At 58.5% G+C, this 22,416-nt stretch carries 19 protein-coding genes; 15 read left to right on the top strand and 4 right to left on the bottom strand.

The window, feature by feature from the left end; genetic code table 11:
• Positions 1–39 precede the first annotated feature (39 nt).
• Positions 40–918: a phytanoyl-CoA dioxygenase family protein gene (locus AC0YNU_RS28525; protein ID WP_475762661.1), complete on the top strand. Its 879-nt coding sequence runs from the start codon at positions 40–42 to the stop codon at positions 916–918.
• A gap of 94 nt (positions 919–1,012) precedes the next feature.
• On the opposite strand, the gene AC0YNU_RS28520 is transcribed toward AC0YNU_RS28525, so the two are convergent.
• From AC0YNU_RS28520 to AC0YNU_RS28510, 3 genes are all read right to left on the bottom strand, one after another.
• Entirely contained in the window at positions 1,013–2,005 is a 993-nt protein-coding gene (locus tag AC0YNU_RS28520; protein WP_475762659.1) for an iron-hydroxamate ABC transporter substrate-binding protein, read from the bottom strand.
• Positions 2,006–2,141: 136 nt separating this feature from the next.
• Positions 2,142–3,797 carry a helix-turn-helix domain-containing protein gene (locus AC0YNU_RS28515; protein ID WP_475762657.1) on the bottom strand — a complete coding sequence of 552 codons (1,656 nt, stop codon included), beginning with the start codon at positions 3,795–3,797 and terminating at the stop codon, positions 2,142–2,144.
• Between the two features lie 277 nt (positions 3,798–4,074).
• Complete coding sequence (locus AC0YNU_RS28510) at positions 4,075–4,944, bottom strand: helix-turn-helix domain-containing protein (RefSeq protein WP_475762655.1); 870 nt, start codon at positions 4,942–4,944, stop codon at positions 4,075–4,077.
• A gap of 130 nt (positions 4,945–5,074) precedes the next feature.
• Between AC0YNU_RS28510 and AC0YNU_RS28505 the strand changes: the two genes are divergently transcribed.
• The 3 genes from AC0YNU_RS28505 (at position 5,075) to AC0YNU_RS28495 (ending at position 7,746) form a co-directional block, all read left to right on the top strand.
• The gene (locus AC0YNU_RS28505) at positions 5,075–6,142 is read left to right on the top strand and encodes a Gfo/Idh/MocA family protein (RefSeq protein ID WP_475762653.1); all 1,068 of its coding nucleotides are present in this window, start codon (positions 5,075–5,077) and stop codon (positions 6,140–6,142) included.
• A 17-nt stretch (positions 6,143–6,159) separates the two neighbouring features.
• On the top strand, positions 6,160–6,999 hold the full coding sequence (locus AC0YNU_RS28500) for a sugar phosphate isomerase/epimerase family protein (protein WP_475762651.1): 840 nt from the start codon (positions 6,160–6,162) through the stop codon (positions 6,997–6,999).
• A gap of 171 nt (positions 7,000–7,170) precedes the next feature.
• Positions 7,171–7,746: a nitroreductase family protein gene (locus AC0YNU_RS28495; RefSeq protein WP_475762649.1), complete on the top strand. Its 576-nt coding sequence runs from the start codon at positions 7,171–7,173 to the stop codon at positions 7,744–7,746.
• Positions 7,747–7,848: 102 nt separating this feature from the next.
• Here the strand turns inward: AC0YNU_RS28495 and AC0YNU_RS28490 are convergent, their stop codons facing one another.
• On the bottom strand, positions 7,849–11,016 hold the full coding sequence (locus tag AC0YNU_RS28490; RefSeq protein WP_475762647.1) for a beta-galactosidase: 3,168 nt from the start codon (positions 11,014–11,016) through the stop codon (positions 7,849–7,851).
• 171 nt (positions 11,017–11,187) lie between these two features.
• Between AC0YNU_RS28490 and AC0YNU_RS28485 the strand changes: the two genes are divergently transcribed.
• From AC0YNU_RS28485 to yhbY, 11 genes are all read left to right on the top strand, one after another.
• On the top strand, positions 11,188–12,282 hold the full coding sequence (locus AC0YNU_RS28485; protein ID WP_475762645.1) for a LacI family DNA-binding transcriptional regulator: 1,095 nt from the start codon (positions 11,188–11,190) through the stop codon (positions 12,280–12,282).
• A 410-nt stretch (positions 12,283–12,692) separates the two neighbouring features.
• The gene (gene spoVAC / locus AC0YNU_RS28480; RefSeq protein ID WP_475762643.1) at positions 12,693–13,139 is read left to right on the top strand and encodes a stage V sporulation protein AC; all 447 of its coding nucleotides are present in this window, start codon (positions 12,693–12,695) and stop codon (positions 13,137–13,139) included.
• Between the two features lie 2 nt (positions 13,140–13,141).
• Positions 13,142–14,158: a stage V sporulation protein AD gene (gene spoVAD, locus AC0YNU_RS28475; protein ID WP_475762641.1), complete on the top strand. Its 1,017-nt coding sequence runs from the start codon at positions 13,142–13,144 to the stop codon at positions 14,156–14,158.
• 23 nt (positions 14,159–14,181) lie between these two features.
• Positions 14,182–14,532, top strand: a complete 351-nt coding sequence (spoVAE, locus tag AC0YNU_RS28470) for a stage V sporulation protein AE (RefSeq protein WP_161697448.1) — start codon at positions 14,182–14,184, stop codon at positions 14,530–14,532.
• A 155-nt stretch (positions 14,533–14,687) separates the two neighbouring features.
• Positions 14,688–15,644 carry an AAA family ATPase gene (locus tag AC0YNU_RS28465; RefSeq protein WP_475762638.1) on the top strand — a complete coding sequence of 319 codons (957 nt, stop codon included), beginning with the start codon at positions 14,688–14,690 and terminating at the stop codon, positions 15,642–15,644.
• A gap of 5 nt (positions 15,645–15,649) precedes the next feature.
• Complete coding sequence (locus AC0YNU_RS28460) at positions 15,650–16,906, top strand: DUF58 domain-containing protein (RefSeq protein ID WP_475762636.1); 1,257 nt, start codon at positions 15,650–15,652, stop codon at positions 16,904–16,906.
• Entirely contained in the window at positions 16,903–19,146 is a 2,244-nt protein-coding gene (locus AC0YNU_RS28455; RefSeq protein WP_475762635.1) for a transglutaminase-like domain-containing protein, read from the top strand. Before AC0YNU_RS28460 ends, AC0YNU_RS28455 begins: the two co-directional genes overlap by 4 nt.
• A gap of 355 nt (positions 19,147–19,501) precedes the next feature.
• Positions 19,502–20,029, top strand: coding sequence for a YqeG family HAD IIIA-type phosphatase (locus AC0YNU_RS28450; protein ID WP_475762633.1), 528 nt, complete (start codon positions 19,502–19,504; stop codon positions 20,027–20,029).
• Positions 20,026–21,150 (top strand): ribosome biogenesis GTPase YqeH, encoded by a 1,125-nt coding sequence (gene yqeH, locus AC0YNU_RS28445; protein ID WP_475762631.1) that lies wholly within the window; start codon positions 20,026–20,028, stop codon positions 21,148–21,150. The genes AC0YNU_RS28450 and yqeH overlap by 4 nt, the downstream gene beginning before the upstream one ends.
• A 65-nt stretch (positions 21,151–21,215) precedes the next feature.
• Positions 21,216–22,079 carry a shikimate dehydrogenase gene (locus AC0YNU_RS28440; protein ID WP_475762629.1) on the top strand — a complete coding sequence of 288 codons (864 nt, stop codon included), beginning with the start codon at positions 21,216–21,218 and terminating at the stop codon, positions 22,077–22,079.
• Positions 22,080–22,104: 25 nt separating this feature from the next.
• On the top strand, positions 22,105–22,395 hold the full coding sequence (yhbY, locus tag AC0YNU_RS28435; RefSeq protein ID WP_161697434.1) for a ribosome assembly RNA-binding protein YhbY: 291 nt from the start codon (positions 22,105–22,107) through the stop codon (positions 22,393–22,395).
• Positions 22,396–22,416: the final 21 nt, after the last annotated feature.

Below are 22,416 nucleotides of genomic sequence, written 5' to 3'. Positions count from 1 at the left end.
GGGCAACAAAACCACATGAATCCTTGGAGGTAAGCAGGCATGCAGCTGACGATCGAGCAAATCATTTCTTTTCAAACGGAAGGTTATTTGATCGTACCGAAGGTGTTGACGGATGAAGAGCTTCAGCCGGTTATCGACGAGCTGGAACAAGAGATCGATGATCGGGCGAGAAAGCTGTTCGCGGAAGGCAAATTGCAAGCGCTTCACGAGGGGGAGCCATTCGAACGCCGTTACGCGAGCTTGCACGCGCAGTGCCGGGAAATCGGCAAAGGCTTCGATATCCAGCATTATCTCGGGGAGGCGATGTTCCGGCATCTCGGCAACGAGAAGCTGCTCGATGTCGTAGAATGCCTGCTCGGCAGCGAGCTGAGCTGCAACCCGATTCAGCATCTGCGGGCGAAACTGCCGGCCAAGCAGGCGGGCGACGAGCCGGATTATTTTCAAAATGTGCCCTGGCATCAGGATTGCGCCGTTACGACGCCGGATTCCGAAGCCTCCGAGATTATTACGTTCTGGATGCCGCTCGTCGATGCAACGGCCGAGACGGGCTGCATGGAAGTGATGCCCCGCGTCTTCAAGCAGGGCTATATCAATCACCGCGCGGAAGGCGGAACGATGATCGATCCCGACAAGCTGCCGGACGCGGTGCCGGTGCTCGCGGAATGTCCGAAAGGCAGTCTCGTCATCATGAACAAGTACACGCCGCATCGGGGCATCGGCAATCGGTCGGACATCGTTCGCTGGTCCATCGACCTGCGCTATCACAAGACAGGCGCGAATTCGGGCCGATCGTTCCAGCCGTCCTTCCCCGTACGCAGCGCGTCGGATCCGGCGAGCGTGCTGACCGATGTCCATGAATGGCGCCGCCTGTGGCAGACCGTCAAGGAGGAGAAGGGGCGGAAGCTGCACCGGGTCTAGCACCGCAAGAAGGGGCCATCCCTAAGCCTGCCGGCTTTTGGGAGTGCCCCTTCTTTATACTGAATTGCCGGTATGCGGCTTACGATACCTGCAGTTATTCTCCGAGGAAATGCTGCTTGAAAAATTCCAGCTGGAATTCCATGCTGAGCGGATCGTTGAAGTAGAACGTTTTGGCATCGGCTTCGAACACATGATTATTTTTGACAGCCGGAATGTTCTTGTACGTGTCGGTATGCTGGAACGAGTTGTCTTCATCGGCGTCCTTGCTGAAGATGACATAGTCGCCTGAATAATCCTTCAGCACTTCCGTCGATAACGCGAAGTATCCGTCCGTCTTCGTCGCTTCTTTCACCTTCTCGGGCATGCCGAGCTTGAATTGCTGGTAGAGGATTTCGGTGCCGCGGCCGAAGTTGTCCCCATAGACATAAAGCTGCTTATTGAACGTCTCGATGACGGAGACCGTCGCGTTCGCGCCGATTTTGGCTTTGATTTCTTCGCCGATCTTTGTCGAGCGGGCTTTGAAATCCTCCACCCAAGCCTTGGCTTCCGTTTCTTTGTTCAACAGCTTGCCGACTTCCAGCTGCTGCGTGAAGAAATCGACTTTGCCGTACGTATACGTAACGGTAGGCGCGATCTGCTTGAATTTATCGATGTTCTTAATATCGGACAGTCCGATGATCAGGTCCGGGTTCAGCTCGACGATTTTCTCGATGCTTTCGTCCGATACCAAGGCGGCATCCTTCAGCTTGTCTTTGAAATTCGGATTGTCCTTGGACATTTCGTCCGCGCCGATGACCGGCACGCCGAGCAGCATGACGTTGCCCGTCAAGAACCTCGTCAGCACGACGACGCGCTGCGGGTGAGTCGGCACGTCAACCGGTCCGCTCTCGGATTGATAGACGAAGGTGTCGGATGCCGAATCCGCTGCAGGCGTGTCAGCCGCGTTGTTGGACGAATCCGCCGCAGGTGCGTTGGCCGCATTCGACGAGTCCGTGTTAGTGGCCGTGTTGTGCGCGTTGTTGTTGCCCCCGCAAGCGCTCAAAGCGAGCACCAAGATCAGAACGAACGGAATAAAAATTTTTTTCATAACGTATGTCTCTCCCTCTCCAATTAAAGGCATGCCCCTTGATGATGAAAATCATTCTCAATTACATCCCTTATTATAGGGAGCCGAGAGACGGTGGGCCATGCCTTTTTGTTTGGAATTGGGCTTGGATTATTAGTCAATCGCAAAACAATGCAACGGCGCGGTGGAGCTGCGCTCGAATCGATACGGGGTTGTAAGGAATCCATTCGTCCAGGTCGAGCAGGTGGACGCGATTGCGCCGCACGGCGGCAAGATTGCTCCAATAAGGCGAACCGAATATCGCTTCGGCATGTGCGGTAGAGCCCTTGGCATCGGGATACGGGATGACGAGCAGGCGATCCCCTTCATAATCCATAAGCTCGGATACGTCGATCGGAACGGAGTGGAACCGCTCCCCGAGCGTCTCTATTTTCTCGCGAATCTTGGCGGGAGGATGAAGGCCCAGCGATAGATAGATCACGCAGCCGACGTTGCGCGCTCCGTACACGAGCAGTGCCCCCGGTTTCATCACTAGAATCGTAAAAGTCTCATGAGCCGCGGCAAGTTGCTTGATCCGGGAACGGGCCTCCCGTTCCTCTCGTTCGAATTCGACCAGCCATTGCTCGGCGAGATCGCTCCGCTGCACGGCCCGCGCGATCAGGCGCAGATGCTCCTTCCAGCCCATATCCATCCACGAAATTTCAGCGATCGGGGCTGCGGCCCGCAAATGTCCGGGATGCAGCCCGTAACGCTGCATATGCTGGTTCGCCGCGATGATCAACTCGACCTCGTTATCGATCAGGACCGAATTGACTTGCTCGACGGCGTGATTGGCATTCAAGAACAGCATCGTTTGCGGGGCTCGGACACCGGCGGCGTTCACGTACTCGCCGCTTTCCGAGATGGTGACGGTGGGCTCGATTCCAAGGAGGAGCAGATGACTCGCGTAAGGAGCAAGGAGCACGGCCACCCGGCGGACCGGTTCGCGGCCGAAGCTTGAAGGAGCCATCCCCGTCTGCTGCTTGAAGCGGCGGCTGAGATAAAATTCGTCCTTGTACCCGACTTTCTGCGCAATCTCCCGGAGCGTGCCCGATCCGCCGATCAAGAGCTCCTTGGCCCGGTGAACGCGCAGCCGGGACAAATATTCGTTGGGAGTAAAGCCGGTCAGCTGCTTGAACAGGATCGAATAGTGGGATTGGCTGACGCCGGCCATCGCGGCTAGCTGCTCGCGCGTGATTTTATCGCGATAATGATTCTCCAGGTATGCGATGCTGCGCTCCATGGACGGATGTTCCCCGGCAACGTATCCGGTCTCCAGCCTCTCCAGCAGCTGCAGCAGCTGCAGCAGGACGCGGTGGAAGAGGATCTGGTTTCGCAGATGCCGAGATTCGCTGACGGGGGAGCGGTGAACGTACAACTGTTCCACGTCGGCCGCGATCGCAGGTTCGTGCGGAAAGAAGTGCGGCTCCGAGCTGGCGGCGACTTCGCTGCGCTGCGGCATGGCGCCTTCCTGCAGAAGACTGGGTTCGCGGATTCCGATCGAGAGCCGGTACGCGTGAATCGGACGCCCCCGGTTAGCCAGGAGCGCGGCTTGGCTGCGGGCGGGGAGAAGGACGACGCTTCCTTCGGCGAGGTCGAACATTTGATCGTCGATCCTGAGGGTGCCCGATCCGCCGGCAACGACAATAAGCGCCGTCGCATCCGAGTTCATCTGATGGACCGGGTTGTTCGAGGAGCTGTAGAGCGACTCGATGCCGTCAGCCGTATAGATGGGAAAGCGGGACTCCGCCCACTCCGAAACAACTTCTGTCACGACCGAAGCCTCCGTTTCAAGTAAAGTGAAAAGTGAATTTGAAACTAAAGTGAATTTGAAACTAAAGTGAATTTGAAACTAAAGTGAAAGTGAAAGTGATAGTGAAAAGTGATAGTGAAAGTGAATGTCAAAGTAAAAATCAAAGAACGCAATAGGTTGAGTCATTGCGAAACGGAATATATTCGGGAAATGAGAAGCGAAAGGGAAGCAAGTATTGCTCCCCGCAGAGGGCCGGCTTGGAGGCTTCCAGGCTTCCAGGCTTCCAGGCGTAGACCGCCTACACAGACCTTTTTGCTTTACGGTAAGCAAGGGGGGCCAAACCTTTGCGTTCCCTGAAGATTTTGGCAAAGGTTTTGTAGGAACCGAAGCCGACTTCGAGCGCGACCTCGACGACGCTGAAATCGGTCGAGATGAGCAAGGAGCTCGCATGCCGAAGCCGGAGGTCCTGCAGGAAATGGACGAACGTCTGTCCGGTTTTCTCCTTGATCACCTCGCTGATTCGTGACGCGCTCATGCCGAACCGCTCGGACAGCTGGGTAAGCGTGATATCCTCCTGGTAATTACGGTGGATATGGTGGATGATGGGCCATACGGACGATCTAGGCTTCACTGCGGCCTGCGGCGACTCCTCGGCGGGCAGCTGCTTCCTGCGCTCACGGTCGAAGCAGACGAGCAGCTCCTTCAGGCGGGCCTGCAGAAGCGCCAGCCGCCAAGGCTCGTTCCCCTTGTACTCGCGCATCATATCGTCGATGAGGAATCGCATCCGCTCCGCCATGGCACCGGTGAACGTCGTGTAAGGGGGCAGCGCGCTCGGTTCGATCAGCTCCGCCAGCCCGTCTCCCTGGCCTGCGGCATCCATCAGCAGATCCATGCTGAACATGCAGTTGTATAACTGAAGCGTGCTGCCCGGATCCGTGAACAGCTCATGGACTTGGTACGGCTGAACGAACGTGAACGTGCCCGGGACCATTTCATGCTTGACGTTATTGACGACTTCGGAGCCTTTGCCCGCGATGACATACGACAGCTCGAGAAAGTCATGGCGATGTGCCCGGAAACCGCGCGGCAGGGCATGGATGTCGATATGAAGAGGAAAAGAGGTATCGACGTTCGGATACGTTTTCAAATAATCCGGAAAATGAGTCATGCTTGGTAAGTCCTCCGAAGAAATGGGACGTTTTTCGAAATATGAGACAAGCTTTTTACTACGGACTATTCTATCATAGATACGGGTAGATACGTCATCACGCTTGGTCTTCGGAAAGGAAGATGGGGAAATGGCTGTTCGGATCGGTATTATTGGCGCAGGCAATATTGGAAGCGTTCACGCTTCGCAGTTTTCGCAGCTGCGCGACGCATGCGAAATTACGTCCATTACGGACCTTTACCTCCCGTTGGCGGAGCAGCGCGCTGCAGAGTTCGGCATCCCGGCCGTGCCGGAGTCGCCGGAGGCGCTTATTCAAAGCCCCGATGTCGATGCCGTGATCATCGGCGTGCCGAATCAGTATCACGCGGATCTTGCGATTCAAGCGATCGAGGCTGGCAAGCATGTGCTGCTCGAGAAGCCGATGGGCATCAACGCGGCGGCGGCCAAGCAAATTTTGCAAGCGGCCGAGAAGACCGACAAAGTCGTCATGGTCGGGCATCAGATGCGCTGGGAATCCGTTCCGATGCAAATCAAGGAACAGATCGACCGCGGCGAGCTCGGCAAAATTTACAATGCCAAGACGGGCTGGTTCCGCCGCAAGGGCATTCCGGGCTGGGGCACGTGGTTCACGCGCATGGATCAATCCGGCGGCGGACCGCTGATCGATATCGGCGTTCATATGCTGGATCTCGCCCTCTATCTGATGGGCAATCCGAAGCCGGTTTCGGTGTTCGGCTCCACGTACGCCGAATTCGGTCCGAAGCGCAGAGGGATCGGCACATGGGGCAAGCCGAATTGGAACGGCATCTACGATGTCGAGGATTTGGCTACGGCCATGATCAAAATGGAAGACGGCAGCACGCTGACGCTCGAAGTGAGCTGGGCCGTTCACATGGATACGGACAATACGCCGTTCGTGCACCTCATGGGCACGGAAGGCGGCGCCAGCTACCGCGGCGCAACCGGCAAGCTGATGACGGAGAAGTTCGACAAGCCGATGGAAACGGTGCTTGCCCGGCCGGAGAACGACGAGAACGAGCGTCTTCGCCTCAGCCGGCATTTCCTCGACTGCATCTTGACGGGCAAACAGCCCATCACGTCGGCACTGTCAGGATTTACGAACAATCTGGTACTGGATGCGATCTACGAATCGTCCCGTACCGGCCATGAAGTGAAGCTAGACTGGAATCTATCATAAACGGAGGTTGACTATTGATGCTAAAAGGATTATCCCGCGCCGGGCTCGGCGAGATTGGCAGCGACGAACGTTTCATCGCGCTTGCCGGCGAATACGGATTTCAAACCGTCGATATCGATGCGAAAGGCCTGATCGACCGCAACGGCCTCGAAGGCGCGCGCAAGCTGCTCGCGGACAGCGGCGTAACGATCGGATCGATCGGCTTGTCGGTGGAATGGCGCGCATCGGAAGAATCCTTCCGCGCCGGACTGGCCAAGCTGGCCGAAGAAGCTGCCGCTGCCGCGGCGCTTGGCTGCCGAAGCTGCTGCACGTACGTGCTGCCGGCGACGGACTATAAAGCGTCGCATTTCGCAGTGCTCGCTACGCGCAGACTGCGCACATGCGCGCAAATTCTCGGCGCATACGGCATCCGCCTCGGCCTTGAATTCGTCGGCCCGCATCACTTGCGTACCGCATGGGCCAACCCGTTCCTGTGGACGCTGCAGGAAACGCTGGACTGGATCGATGCGATCGGCGAGCCGAACGTCGGCCTGCTGTTCGACGCGTACCACTGGTATACGAACGGTCACGGCCTTGCGGATATCGAAGCGCTGACGCCGGATCGGATCGTTCATGTCCACATCAACGACGCGCCGAACGTGGCCGTGGAAGACGTTCTCGATAACGGACGCCTCTACCCGGGCGAAGGCGTCATCGACTTGGCCGGTTTCCTGAGCGCGCTGAACGCGATCGGCTACAAGGGCTCCGTCACGCAGGAGATTTTGACGGCGGAAGCGCCGACCGATGCGCCGGAAGCGCTGCTGAAGCGTTCCAAAGCCGGATTCGATAAGGTTTATACGGCTGCCGGATTGGCTTAATCGCATGTAGTGGAGTTGTCCCGTCACGGTCCGACGATAAGCCGGCTGTGACGGGATTTTTCGTTTGTCCAGTTGAACGTACGCCATTCGCCGATCAACATTCGGGGGCAACTATGCTACAATGAATCTATCGAACGGCTACTATAACGATGGATAGAATAGGAGATGCGCATGAACGTCATTGAAGCGATTCGTACAAGAAGAAGCATCGGGAAAGTTACGCAGGAGCCGATCGCGCGCGAAACGATCGAGCAAATTCTGGAAGCGGGCACTTGGGCGCCGAACCATCGGCTGACCGAGCCGTGGCAGTTTTTCGTCATGAGCGGCGAGGGCAGAAACAAGCTGGGCCAAGCTCTGGGAGCGATTGCGCTGACGCAGGCGGGAGACGGCTTGGATGCCGAGGCGCAAGCGGCGAAAACGGCCGATGCCCTGACCAAGGCGAAGCGCGCACCGGTTGTCATCGGCGTCGCCGTCGCGCCGGTAGAGCGTCGCGACGTCATCGAGCTGGAAGAATACGGCGCCGTTAACGCAGCCATTCAGAATATGCTGCTGACCGTTCATGCGCTCGGTCTGGGCGCGGTGTGGAGAACCGGCGAGCCGTGCTTCCATCCGCTGATGAACGAAGCATTCGGACTGCGTCCGCAGGATAAAATGCTGGGCTTCCTCTATATCGGCGTTCCCGACATGACGCCGGCGCAAGGCAAGCGTTCGCCGGCAGCCGGCAAGACGACGTGGATCGAGGCTTAATGCCATTCGAAGCGTATTGCTATCATATAAGGCGATCAAAAAAGGCGAGCGAAGTCCCCATGAGGGAATTCGCTCGCCTTTTCGATTGCGCCGAAGACCGGATTACTTGACGTCGATCGTCACTTCGTCCGGACGGTAGACGGCCAGCAGCTTGCCGCTTGCATCCGCCGCGAACATGACTGTCCGCTCTTGAGGAAGCGAGAATGCGTAGCCGATGCCGGATTGCGGGTCACGGACCTCGACCGCGGCATCGCAGCCGAACTCCGAGACGAAGATGTAGAGCGAGCCGGCAGCGAAGGACAACTTACGTCCATAGACGCCCGGCAGCTCGCCGCCATGCAGCCATTCCAGCTCGGCTTCCACGCCGGCCTGCTCAAGAGCGGTGCCGTATACGGCTTGCAGCGGCTCCAGGCGCTCGTTCAGCTCGATCGGCAGCGGGCAGTAGAGCAGGCGTCCTGCGCCGAGCTTCGCTTCCGTCAGCTTCGAAGGACCGCTTTGTCCCGCAGCAGGCACGCCTTTGCTGCTGTCCGCAATGCGGGTACCGCCGAAGGAAACCGGCAGCAGCTTGCCGTTCAGCTCCAGCAGCTCTTCGCGGAGCAGGTTGCCGACGGCGCCGAGTCCAAGCTCGTTCGCTTTCGCTTGTACCGGACGCCAGTACTCGTCCAGGCCGAGCGGGCCCGTGAATAGCAGCGTGCCGCCATGCGTCTCGACGTGGTTCGTCAACGTTTCCAGCGCCTTCGTGCTAAAGTTGTGCGCGCTCGGCACGATAATCAACTTCGGCTTCGTCGTTGCGAGCGATTCGAGCTGATATTCGCCGAGGCCGAAGGCATGCACGTTCATCACGTGCGAGAGCGTACGAATGGCGTGCGTCGTCGCCGCCGCTGCCAGCTTCCGGTTGGAGAAGTCGTTGGAGTACGGATAGATGACGGCAACTTCTTCCAGCTTGCGGTCCACGAACAGGTCGCGAATGCTTCCCATGAAGGCGCCGAAATCGTAGGAGACGTTCGCTTCCGGTTTCTCCGTGCCGTCCGCGCGAAGCGCTCCGATATGGGATTCGTTGATATTATGCATGTAGAAATTGATGTTCCAGATCCATTGCACCGCTCCGGCGCCGCCAGTGGAGAAGGCGTAGGCGTACTTGCGCTCCAGAATGTTGCGCAACTCCTCTTCGCTGCGTTTGGCGCGGCCATCCGGCGTTTCGACGTACATGATGCCGGTTTCCTGAATAAGGTTCGGCTTGTCGGGCGCTTTCGCGAATACGCCGTCCCACACGAGATCGTCCATCAGCCACCAGGAGTGAACCGTCGTATAGTCGACCGCTTCCGCATAGAAGAACGGCGACGGGCGCTGCGCGCCGAGCCCTTCGTCCTGGCCGACCGTAACGAGCTGCTTCGGTTGGATGGCGCGGATCGTGTCGACCAGCTGGGAAGCCCAGCGGTTGTGCATATCCATCGAGAAGAGGGTGTAGTCCAGCCAAGGGCCGCCTTTCTTCTCGAGCACTTCCGTCGTGCCGAAGCTGATGTCGTCCGGCTCCGGCAGCTTGACGGCCGCGAAGGAAGGCAGCTCCGACGGCGTCATGTTCCAGCGTTCCTGCAGCAGCTCGATCTTGCCATGGCGTTCTTGCAGCCACTCCAGATAAGCCGCGTGCTCGAACGGATCGTGCGCGGAGCGCGCTCCGTTGCTGAACACCCGCTTCGGATCGAACATGGAGGGTTCATTGATGAGATCCCAGTGCACGTGCTTCGAGTTCGCGTGGCGCGATACGATGGCCGCGATGAACCGCTTTTGCGCTTCCACGCTGCGCGGATCCAGATACGGGTTGACGCCTTCCCACGCTTCCGGGGTGAAGCCGAAGAAGTTGAACGTCACTTCCATGTCGTGGCGCTTTGCCGTCAACAAGAGCGCGTCGATGGCGCGAAGCACTTCTTCGTACGGATGTCCGTCGACGAACATCATTTGGCGCCATGCGGTCCAGATGCCAGTCCGGATGGAGTTGATGCCGGCGCGCTTCATCTGCGCGATATCGCGATCCCAGACGGCCGCATTCGGCAGGAACAGGAATTTGCGCGCGACGTCGCTCGTCATATAGGTCATGCCGACGATCGGCAGCGGACGGCCGTTCTTGATGAAATAGTCGCGATCGCACGTGAGCAGCTCGCCGGATTCAAGCAGCGCTTGATCCATGCCCCAGAAGCCTTGGCGAAGCAGGCGGCGCTCGCCCGCAGGCGAGGTAGCTTCGCATTCCACCGTATAGAAGCCGGCTTCCGCATCCAGCGGCGTGACGATGCGCTGAATGACGAGCTCGCGGCCGATCTCCAGCGTCGTTTCCGTGCGCCAAACTTCCGTGAATTCGCCGTTATCGTAGTCGAACGAAGGAACCGATTCCTGCACTTCGCTGTTGACGGCCTTCAGGACGCGGACCTTGAAGGACCATGCCGCCGCATGCGAGCTGACGCGTTCCTTGCGGGTCTGCAGCAGCTGCTGGCCTTGCAGCATCAGGACGGGGCGCTCGCCGAGCTCATAGGAGCCGTAGTTCGGCTTCAGCCAAAGCTCCGTTACGCCTGACGCGGCGAATCCGGCCCAATTCGCCAGTGCTTCCGCGCCGTTTCCGGACCAGAACGCGGAGCCCAGCTGCTGGTTCACGAAGATCATCCGGCTTCCGGCGAAAGGACCTTTCGTGTGCTCGAGCAATACGGCCGGCGCGGTGCGTTCGCGTTCCAGGCCTTCGCCGCTGATCCCTTTCAGAAGCGGGTAGAAATGCGCATCCATCGGGCCGGCGGAACCGTTCTGCTGTCCGGGACAATCGTCCGCGCGCGTCACGTGCAGGGCAAGCCCGAACGTCGGCTCGATCGAGAAGAGCGATTCGTAACCTTCGAAGATCGGGATATCCCGGTGATGCGCGAGTTTGGCGACGCCTTCGGTGGACACGGGAAGCGCCTCATGAATATGAAGCTGCTGGTGGTAGGCCGTTTGATCCGGCTCGGCTCTCCAACTGCCGGCTTCTCCGGTCACGGGCGTTTTGAATGGCGCGCCGCCGACTGTAATCAGGCCGTTGCCTTGAGAAGCAAACGCGAGAATGGAAGGCCATGCGGATTTCGGGAAATACGAGCCATGCATGTGGACGTACACCGCAGCCCCTTGCAGGGCGTCAGTCAGCTCGGAAGCACCGACGATCTCGAAGGTTTCCTTCAGTCTCGCAAGCGATGCCGCGTTCGGGCGTTCGCCCGCATAAGGAAAGCTCTCGTCATAGAATAGAATGGAATGGTTCATTCTCGTTCACAGCCTCTCGGATTCGATTATTAAACGCAAAACATGTAAGATGGATTCGTTAGGTTTGTTAGGTTGGAAAGCGTTTTATCCGGGGCTCACTTTAGAGGGAAACGGAGCAAAAGTCAATCAGAAAAACGAACGCCTGTCGTTCGCCGAAACGGGGAATCATCCATGGCCCAAAAAATATCGATGCAGCAGATCGCGGATCGGCTTGGCGTCTCCAAATATACGGTATCGCAAGCGTTAGCCGGCAAGCCCGGCGTCAGCGAAGCGACGCGCAGGGAAGTATTGGCGCTGGCAGGCGCGCTCGGATATGGCCTGAGGCCATCGGCTACAGGTAAAGCGCTGCCGCAGGACGCTCGTAGTAAGGGGATGGTCGAAGAGCATCCAACGCCAGACGTTGCAAGGCTGATCCTGATCGGCTTGGATGAACGCCACGTGATGGAGCCGAACTTCTGGAAGCGCGTCGTCGAAGGGGTGGAAGCGGGCTGCCGGATGCACGGGTTGGAGCCGCGCTTCTTTACGTTCGGACAAGTCGCGTATGCCACCCAAGACCTGTCCGAGCTGTTAGGGGCAGAAGGCGCTCTCGAAAGGGCGGCCGGGTTTATTATCGCCGGCAATTGCCCGTTAGGCACGCTGCTCGGGATCGTCCGCTACGGCCTGCCGATGGTCCTGGTGGACCATGAAGCGCCGCTGACGGGGGCGGATGCCGTGCTGAACGCCAATGCGGAAGCGGGGCGGATGGCATGCCACCATTTGCTTTCGCAGGGCTGCGGGTCGCTCGTGTTCGTCGGCCGGGACAGCTTCGCGGTCAGCTTCCGCGAGCGCTGGTGGGGCTGCAGGCTTGCGCTCGATGATGCGAAGGAAGGAACCAGGCCTCCTAACGTGAACACGACGCTTAAGAAATGGACGATTCCTTACGGCAGCGCGGGTATGAGGACGTGGCTGGCTGCGCTGGAGCGACGCCTGGATGCCGCGGCAGCGGAAGGTAGCCTGCCGCAAGGGATTATTTGCGCCAACGACGACATTGCGCTGCTCCTGCTCCAGCTCCTGGACTCGAAAGGGCATCGCGGTATTCGGGTCGTCGGCATCGACAACACCGCCGCGGGCATGGAAGCAGCCGTACCGCTCACGACCGTCGATCTCGCGAAAGAGCGGCTTGGCATCCGCGCCGTCGAAGCATTCGTCCGGAAGTTGCGGCAGCCCGGCGCGCAGCCGGAGAAGATCGTGCTCTCCGCCCGCCTTGTCGTAAGAAGCTCCGGCTAAGCCGCGGCAATGGGCACCTCTGCTGTCGCCTCTCCGCGAATGTCCGCATAGGATACAGCAGAAGCCTATCCCGGTCCGAGAGGAGTTTCTTCGCATGTCCCTGCAACGTGATCTTCCCGGTATGTTTATGCTGCTGGTGCTGGCGCTTTACGTGCTGCTCGTCGTCCTGCTGGTCGTTGCCTTGTTTTAGCATCATTGCTTCCCGATCCCGGGGCCTTTGAACCTTCCGCTCCCTTCCGGAGACGAAGGTTTATCGGCGTTTCCGGATTCTTGAAAAGACAGTGCCTAGCGCCTTCCAGTACTGGCATAAAGCCGCCTCCAAAGACGCATACTCCTTTAAAGACCATCAAGAGGAGGGCACGATCATCGCAACCAAGAGCGCAGGACAGAACAAATATAAGAAGATGACAATGTCGCCGAAAGAATATCAAAACTTTGCCAAGTCGAGAGAGCCGTCCAGGTCGATCCTGGCCAATTGCATTCGGGCGTTCCTCGTCGGCGGAATGATTTGCATTGTCGGACAAGCCATATCCGAGGTGTTCGTATACGGCTTCAACATGTCGCGCACGGAGGCGGGCAATCCGACGGTCGCCGTGCTGATTCTGATCTCGGTCATAATGACTTGCCTGGGCGTCTACGACAAAATCGCCCAATGGGCCGGCGCGGGCACGGCCGTTCCCGTCACGGGCTTCGCGAATTCCATGTGCTCCGCGGCGCTTGAGCATCGCACCGAAGGTCTCGTGCTCGGCGTCGGCGCCAACATGTTCAAACTGGCGGGTTCGGTTATCGTCTTCGGCGTCGTGGCAGCCTTCTTCGTCGGTCTCGTCTACTTCATCTTCGGCATCGGAGGGCACTGACTATGCTGCGCGGCAAACAAACATGGTGGTTCGAACAGCGTCCCGTCATCATCAGCGCGGCGACGGTCGTCGGTCCCGACGAAGGGGACGGACCGCTCGCGGCCGACTTCGATCTCGTCCATCCGGAGCTGGACATGCAGCAGAAGAGCTGGGAGAAGGCGGAGCGGCTGCTTCTCGAGCAGGCGTCCGAGATCGCCCTGGAGAAGGCCAAGGTCAACAAGCAGCAGCTGCAGTTCTACGTCGGCGGCGATCTGATGAACCAAATCATCAGCAACAGCTTCGCGGCCAGAACCATCGGGGCGCCTTATCTCGGCGTGTTCGGCGCTTGTTCCACTTCGATGGAGTCGCTTGCGATCGCCTCGCTAATCGTCAATTCCGGCAACGGCCAGTACGTGCTGGCGGGTACTTGCAGCCATAACTGCACGGCGGAGAAGCAGTTCCGCTATCCGACGGAATACGGCTCGCAGAAGCCGCCGACCGCGCAATACACGGTGACGGGGGCAGGCGCCGTCGTCGTCGCGCCGGCAGGCGACGGCCCCATCGTCGAATGCGCCACGATCGGCAAGATCGTCGATCTCGGCATCACGGACCCGTTCAACATGGGGGCGGCGATGGCTCCGGCGGCGGTGGATACGCTCACGGCGCATTTTAACGATACAGGCAGGCAGCCGAAGGATTACGATCTGATCGTCACGGGGGATTTGGCCACCGTCGGCCATGGCATTGCCAAGGATTTGCTGGCTAGAGATGGCATCCCCATGGAGGACACGGTATTCGGCGACTGCGGCTTGATGGTGTATGACGTGCAGAACCAGAAGGTCCAGGCAGGGGGAAGCGGCTGCGGCTGTTCCGCCGTCGTCACGTACGGTCATTTGCTGAAGCGGCTGCAGAAGGGCGAGCTGAAGCGAATTCTCGTCTGCGCGACGGGCGCGCTCTTGTCGCCGTTGTCCTTCCAGCAGGGAGAATCGATTCCGTGCATCGCGCATGCTGTTTCGTTGGAAAGTCCATTGCACAACTAAGAGAACGAAAGGAGCTAGGCAGCATGATTTATTTGTGGGCTTTTATCGTCGGCGGCGGCATTTGCCTGATCGGACAGCTGATGTTCGACGTTGCGAAGCTGACGCCGGCGCATACGATGGCAACGCTCGTCGTGGCGGGAGCGGTCGTGGACGGCATCGGCTGGTATGATCCGCTCATCAAGTTCGCGGGGGCGGGGGCGACGGTTCCGATCACGAGCTTCGGCAATGCGCTGGTGCACGGGGCGCTGACGGAGCTGCACCGCGACGGGTGGATCGGGATCATAACCGGAATATTCGACATTACGAGCGCGGGCATATCCGCGGCGATCATCTTTTCGTTCCTGGCGGCGCTTGCCGTTAGGCCGAAGGGCTGACGACAACCGGCCGCATGCATTGAAATTGGAGGTTCCCTGTGGGAATCTCCAATTTTTTTTGGCGGTTATGCGTCTGTACGGAGGGGTGGATTTTCTGTAAAATAATAGGACTAGAGACCGCATTCATTCTAGCATTTTTTCCGGGAGGAATGTTCATGGAGACTCGTACAGCAGAATACCGTTTAAGCAATGAAATTCGCCGCAATTTGGAAAGCTGCATCCTGGGGAAACAATCCGAAATCGAGCGGCTGTTAACGGCGCTGCTGGCAGGCGGCCATGTTCTCATCGAAGACGTTCCGGGAACCGGGAAGACGCAGCTCGTGAAAGCGCTGGCGCGTACGATTGGCGGGCAATTCCGCCGCATTCAATGCAATCCCGATCTGCTGCCCTCCGATATTACGGGGGTTGCCATTTATCACCCTAAACATGAGACCTTCCTGTTCCGCCCGGGTCCGGTCATGGCAAACCTGGTGCTCGTGGATGAAATCAACCGCGCCACGACGAAGACGCAATCCGCTTTGTTGGAAGCGATGGAAGAGCGCCGCGTCACGGTGGACGGAGACACGTATGAATTGCCGGTGCCGTTCACGCTCATCGCGACGCAGAATCCGATTGAATTCGACGGCACGTACACATTGCCCGAAGCGCAGCTGGACCGCTTCATGATGAAAATCTCGCTCGGCTATCCCGATGCGGCCACCGAGCGTCAAATGATTATTTCGCCCAACGCCACTTCGCCGGCCGATCAGCTGGAGTCCGTCGTCACCGCTGCGCAGATCGCCCTTATGATGGAGGACGTGAAGCGGGTCCATCTCGACAACGCGGTAGCGGATTATATTATCCGCGTCGTCAGAGCTACGCGCGACCACAGCGGCGTACAGCTTGGCGCAAGCCCGCGGGCGGCGATATCGCTGACGGCGGCAGCGAGAGCGAACGCTTACCTGCAGGAGCGCGACTATGTCATTCCTGACGACATCAAGCAGTTGGCATCGTCCGTGCTGGCGCATCGAATTATTATGCATACCGAATCCCGAATGAACGGCCTTACGGCTGAGGATGTCGTGCAGGCGGTCATTCGCGAAACGAGCGTACCCGTCCGAATGGAGCGATAACGCCTATGTTGACGGCGAAAGCGACGATACTAAGGTGGCGGCTGATTGGATTTCTTTATATATCTTCTCTGCTGTTCGTGCTGTTTCAAGGCGGCAAAACCTCGCTGATGCTTTTTTGCATATTCAATGTCCTGCTTGTTTATTTGGTGTTCGGCCGTTGGAGCGGCATCGCCCAGGTGTCCGGCGAGCGCCGGCTGGCCAATGGCGCCAGCACGCTGACGGAACAAGCGCTCGTCGCGGGAACGCGGCTCGAAGTGAATATCGACGTTCAGATTCCGGGCTTTTGGCCGATTCCGTATGTGCTCGTACGTGATCGCCTCATTGCCCAAAATGGCAGCACCGTTCCGTTCGAAGCTTCGTTCGTGCCGAATTATCGCCGCGCGGGAAGCGTGAATTACACGACGCCGCCGCTGGAACGCGGCGTGTACCGTTTCGAAGCGACGGAGTGCTCCACGCGCGATATCTTCGGTCTGTTCGAACATACGGGGACATTCGATTCGTCGATTCCGTTCAGCGTCTATCCGCGCACGGCGGCGATCCGGGACTGGCGGCAGATGAGACGGGGCTTCAAAGGTCCGTTCTCCACGTCCGTGTCGCGTTCGTCCTCGAAGGAAACGACCCAGATCAACGGCGTCCGCGAATATATCTATGGCGATCGGCTATCCCGCATCCATTGGAACGCAACGGCCAAGACCGGGCAATGGAAGTCGAGGGAGTTCGAGCGGGAGTCCTTGCCGCGCATGATCGTCATGTTGGATCGATATACAGGCGCTTACGAGAATAAAGCTCAGTTCGAGCTTGCGGTATCCGCCGCGGCTTCCTTGCTCGAGTTCGGATTTCGCCGCTCGACCGCGGTGGGGCTTATATCCGTCGGCACCAAGCACGAAGGCTACGCGCCGAACGCATCCGCAGACCAGCGCGATCTCATGATGAAGCATCTCGTTCGCGTGCAGGCGGACGGCGATCAGCCGCTGTACCGCGCGCTGCGCCAGTCCGGCGCTCTCGCCGGAGCGGGCGCGTTCGTGATCATCGTCAGTCCGCAGCCCGGCGAGGAGACGATTCGGGCGATGGAATGGCTCAATCGGACAGGCGTTATGCCCGTTCTCGTACATGTGAAGCGCGCGGAAGACGAGCGCGGCAGCAAGGTCAGCGATATCCACGCCGGCGAATGGCTGCGACTGCTGCGCCGAAGCGGATTTACGGTGTATACGATCAGCAAGCTGCAAGAGCTGCCGGAAGCGCTGGAAGGGGGCCGCGTATGACCGCGATTCGCCGCATGGCGCTTCATTGGCTGACAGACGGCCTGTACCGCAAACTATCCGCCTGTTTGGCGGCGCTGCTAATCTCCCAATGGATCCGCTGCTTGGGCGATTATTGGTGGGAAGAGACGTTTACGATCGTGAACGGGGTGCTGCTGGCGGCCGTCTTGGCGAATCTGCTCCTTCCAACCAAGACGTTGTCGATCGGCGTCCAGCTCATTGCGGTAGCAGGTTTGACTATCGCCTATACCAAATACGAATGGCTTCCCTTCGTGGGCAGCCGCAGGCACTTCTTGGACTGGATGTACTGGATCGGCAATCAGTTCGGCCAATTGAATCCTTACTTATGGATCAGCCTCGGCGTGCTGGCGGTCTTCCATCTCGTCGTGTCGATTCGCCGCAGGCGAAGCTGGATCATGATGCTCGTAGCCGCAGCGATCCTTTCCTTGGCGGCAGCCGATTCGATATTCACGCCGATCTATTTGTGGGAAGAAATCGCCTGGCTCGTGTTTGTCGGCCTCGGCTGGCTGGTGGCGAGTCATTTCGCGGGCTTCAAGGAGCGTCATCCCGATAATTGGTCGCGGCTGCTCGAATATCCGCTCAGCTTGTTCCTTCCAATTATGCTCATCATCACCCTCGTCATGGCAGCCGGTTTGTTCGTGCCGACCGTGAGGCCGGTGCTGACGGACCCGTACACGGCTTGGAAGGAATCGCGCGGCGAGACCGTGCCTTCCTTCGTGGGGGATAAGGCCATTTCGGTCGCCGTCAGCAAGAATAACGCCGACACTCGTTCCGGTTACAGCCGCAACGACAGCGTGCTCGGCGGCGGCTTCACGTTCGATTACACGCCCGTCATGACCGTGACGACGAATCAGCGCAGCTATTGGCGCGGAGAGACGAGGGCCTTGTACAACGGCACCGGCTGGCAGGAATCTGCCGAGGAGAAGTCGGAAGGCACGCTGAAAGCAAGCGCTGGCGGACAAGCGCTTCCGGCGAAAGGAATCGCGGCTTCCACGGAAACCGTCGCCGTTACCCAAACCGTGACGATGGAACGCAAAGATAAATACCCGGTGCTGTTCGGGGCAGGGCCGATCAATAAGGTACTGAAGATCAACGGGGACGACTCCGGGTTCCCTGCGCTCAGCTGGCTGGCGAATTCCTGGGAGCTGCGATTCCCTAAGGCGGCTGCGGATCGGTATCCCCAATCCTACACGATCGAATCGAAGGTCCCGGTCTTGAACGAGGAGACGCTGAAGACCGGTCCGGCTGCTGAGGCTGCGGAAGGATTGAGCAACGTCTATCTGAAGCTTCCCGAGGGACTGCCTTCACGCGTCAAGACGCTCGCAGCGGACTTGACGAAGGACGCGGCAACGCCGTACGACAAGGTGAGAGCGCTGATCAGCTACCTGCAGATGAATTACAAGTATACGAACACGCCGGATCTGAGTCTCAAATCAAGCAAGGACTTCGTCGATGCGTTCCTCTTCGAGATTAAGGAGGGCTACTGCGATTATTTCTCCTCCAGTCTTGCGGTCATGTCGAGAACGCTCGGAATTCCGACGCGCTGGGTGAAGGGCTACTCTTCGGGCAGCCTGCCGGCCAATGAACAAATGCAGCAAATGCAAGGCTTGTCCGGCATGGTCGTTCCCAATCCGGACGGCGCGGGTACGTATACCGTCCGCAATGCCGACGCGCATTCGTGGGTCGAAATTTATTTCAACGATTACGGCTGGCTCCCGTTCGAAGCGACGCCTGGTTTCTCTTATCCGTACGCACTGCCGAAAGACGAGCCTGCTCCGGTTGTCCAAGAGGATCCGGCGGCGGACGACAGCACGGCGGTTGTGCCGATAGAGGAAGAAAGCAGCTTCTCCGTGAAGCCATGGATGTTTTGGACGGCTGCGGGCGTGCTTCTCCTGGGAATTGCAGGGTATGCGTATCGCTCCTTCCCGGCATTGCTCCGTCGGTATCGCCGCCGCCGCTCCGATACCGTCAATGCCCGAATCGTGCATGAAACGAACCGCCTGATCAAGCATTGCCGCAAGAAAGGCATGGACGTGGAGAATAACGAAACGGTGCGGGAAACGATGGGGCGCTGGTCGACGAAGCTGACTTCGCTTCAGCCGCAGTTCAAAATCGTCCAGCATGCTTTCGAGAAAGCGATGTACAGCAGCCAGTCCATGACGCAAGAGGAAGCGGAACGGGCAACGGCTTCAATCAAGCATATACGTGAGCATATTGGTTAGGTAGGTGGATTGGTTTGCGTTCAAAGCGGAAGCTTTGAATGCAGCATTCCACCTCGGGATTGGTTTGCGTTCAAAGCGGAAGCTTTGAATGCAGCATTCCACCTCGGGATTGGTTTGCGTTCAAAGCGGAAGCTTTGAATGCAGCATTCCACCTTTAACCCAACATGAAGAGATGGCTTCTGCATTTATTTGGGAGGTCATCTTTTTTTCACGCATAGTGCGGTATTTTGCAACAAAATCACAACTTATGGTATAGTTTGCGTGATAGCGAAGACAGGGCTGGTCGTACCCATGCGCATAGTTAGGAATGCAAATAGGAGTACTGCTCGCCAATGCAACCGGGGGAGTCGAAAACATGTTTGAACGGCTGTTGCCGCAAATGCGCGTCAATACCATCTATGATATCAACTTGCATGCCTTGAAAGAGCAGGGCATCAGCGGAATTATTACGGATCTCGACAATACGCTCGTTGGCGCGCGGGTGCCGCTCGCGACGCCGCAGCTCGTCAAATGGCTCGACGATGTGCGCGACCTCGGCTTCAAGGTCGTCATCGTGTCCAATAATAACGAAACGCGCGTTTCCAAGTTCGCGAAGCCGCTCGATATTCCGTTCGTGCATGCCGCGCGCAAGCCGGCGAATGCCGCATTCGTCCGTGCATTGAAAGAGCTGGGCCTGCCCGCCGAGAGCACGGCCGTTATTGGCGATCAAATGATGACGGACGTACTTGGCGGCAGGCGGATGGGACTGTTCACGATTTTGGTTAGACCGATCGCGCCGGACGACGAAGGCGTCATGACCCGTTTCAACCGGATGCTCGAGAAGGTCGCCCTGTCGCGTCTGCGGAAGAAAGGGCTATGGCCCGAGGAGGAACGGAATTCATGATCAATCGGCAAGAAGAAGGCGTGAAGTCGTGCGCCGGCTGCGGCATTAAGCTGCAAACCGAAACGGCGGACAAACTGGGCTATGTCCCGGCTGCGGCGCTGGAAAAGGAACTGCCCGTATGCCAGCGCTGTTTCCGGATCAAGAACTATAATGAAGCGGCTTCGGTCGCGGTCGATCAGGACGAATTTCTGCGGCTGCTGGGGGGAATCGCCGGCACGCAGAGTCTCGTCGTCCATATCGTCGATTTGTTCGACTTCGAAGGCAGCTTGATTTCCGGCTTGCAGCGGTTCGTGGGCAACAATCCCGTGCTGCTCGTCGTGAACAAGATCGACCTGCTGCCGAAGGGCATCAACCCGAATCGGCTGCTGAACTGGGTGCAGAAGCAGACGAAGGCGGAAGGCCTGAAGGTTGTCGATATCGTGCTCTGCTCCGCGAAACGCAACATCGGCTTCGATCGCGTGATCGAGTCGATCGGCCGCCACCGCGGCGACCGCGACGTCTACGTCGTCGGCGCCACGAACGTCGGCAAGTCGACGCTCATCAACAGGCTGATTCACGACTACAGCGATTTGGAACGCGAGCTGACGACCTCGCGTTATCCGGGGACGACGCTCGATGCCGTCCATATCCCGCTTGATGACGGGAAAGAAATTATCGATACGCCGGGCATCGTCTACGCGCACCGTATGACCGAGATCGTCCCGCGAAGCGTGCTTGGCGCGCTGCTGCCGGATAAGCCGATCAAACAGCTCGTTTATCAGCTGAACGCCGGGCAGACGCTGTTTGTCGGGGCCTTGGCGCGCTTTGATTTCATCGAAGGCGACCGTCAGTCCTTCTCGCTCTATGTGTCCAATGCGCTGCAGGTGCACCGGACGAAGCTTGAACGCGCCGACGAGCTGTTTGCGGATCACAAAGGGGAACTGCTTGCGCCGCCATCGCGCGAGGAGCTTGCCGAGATGCCTCCATGGACGCGGCATCGGCTGAAGCTCCGCAAGGGAACGGACACCGATATTTTCATTTCGGGTCTAGGATGGATTCATGTGAACGGGGCGAACGGCGCGCTTGTGGATATCCACGCGCCGAAGGGCATCCGGGTCATGACGCGCGATGCGCTGATCTAGGCGTCTGCTTCGGGCAGGCTCCTGTTTCGCCGATTCATCAGGTTTAGGGGAGAGTGACAGGGAGAATGGGCAACAAGGTGGACAGCCATACGGTCCTCTACGGCGTCATCGGAGACCCGATCCGGCATTCCAAGTCGCCGGTCATGATGAACCGCGCCTTTCGGGAATGCGGCATTAACGGGATCTATACCGCCTGGCATATTACGGGCGACCGGCTCGGCGATTTTGTTGCGGGCGTCCGGGCTATGGGCATTCGCGGCGTGAACGTCACGATACCGCATAAGCTCGACATCATGCCGCTGCTCGACGAGATCCATGAGAGCGCGCAGGCGATCGGTGCCGTGAACACGATCGTGAACGACGGAGGCCGGCTGACCGGTTATAATACGGACGGCATCGGATATGTCCGCTCGCTCAAGGAAGAGATTCGCTCCGATCTGACGGGAGCCCGCGTGCTCATCGTCGGGGCCGGAGGCGCGACGCGGGGGATTCTGTACGCGCTTGCCCGCGAAGGCGTCGGTTCGGTAACGATATCGAATCGGACCGTCGCCCGCGCGCAAGAGCTTGCGGATGCATTTCGCAGCCATGTGCCTTCCATCCGCGCGATCGGCCAGGACGAGCTTCGCGATGCATGCGCGGAGAGCGACATCGTCATCAATACGACCTCGCTCGGCATGTACCCGAACGTGGAGTCGACGCCGCTGGACAGCGCGTGGCTGAGACCGGGAAGCATCGCAAGCGATTTGATTTACAATCCGCTTACGACCCGTTTCCTGGAGGAAGCGAAGGAACGAGGCTGCCTTATTCACGGCGGTCTCGGCATGTTTATTTACCAAGGCGCTTACGCCTTCGAATATTGGACGGGGCAGGCGGCTCCCGCCGCAGCGATGCGCGAAGTCGTGCTGGAAGCTCTGCAGACGAACGGCTAATTCATTGAGAGAAGGAACGACAATTATGTTAACAGGCAAGCAAAAACGTCATCTGCGCTCGCTCGCGCACCATCTGACGCCGGTATTTCAAGTAGGCAAGGGCGGCATGAACGATAATCTGATCCGCCATGTCGAAGAAGCGATCGAAGTTCGCGAACTCATCAAAGTGAACGTACTCAACAACAGCTCGGAAGATCCGAAGGAAGTCGGCGCATGGGTAGCCGCGGAATCCGGCTCCGAGCTCGTGCAAGTCATCGGCAAGACGATCGTGCTGTACAAGGAATCGAAAGATCACAAAACGATCGAGCTTCCTTAAGGGGATGCTCGCTCAGCTGGA

The organism is Paenibacillus sp. J31P316 (assembly GCF_056269105.1).
This window is presented reverse-complemented; position numbering and strand designations above follow the sequence as displayed.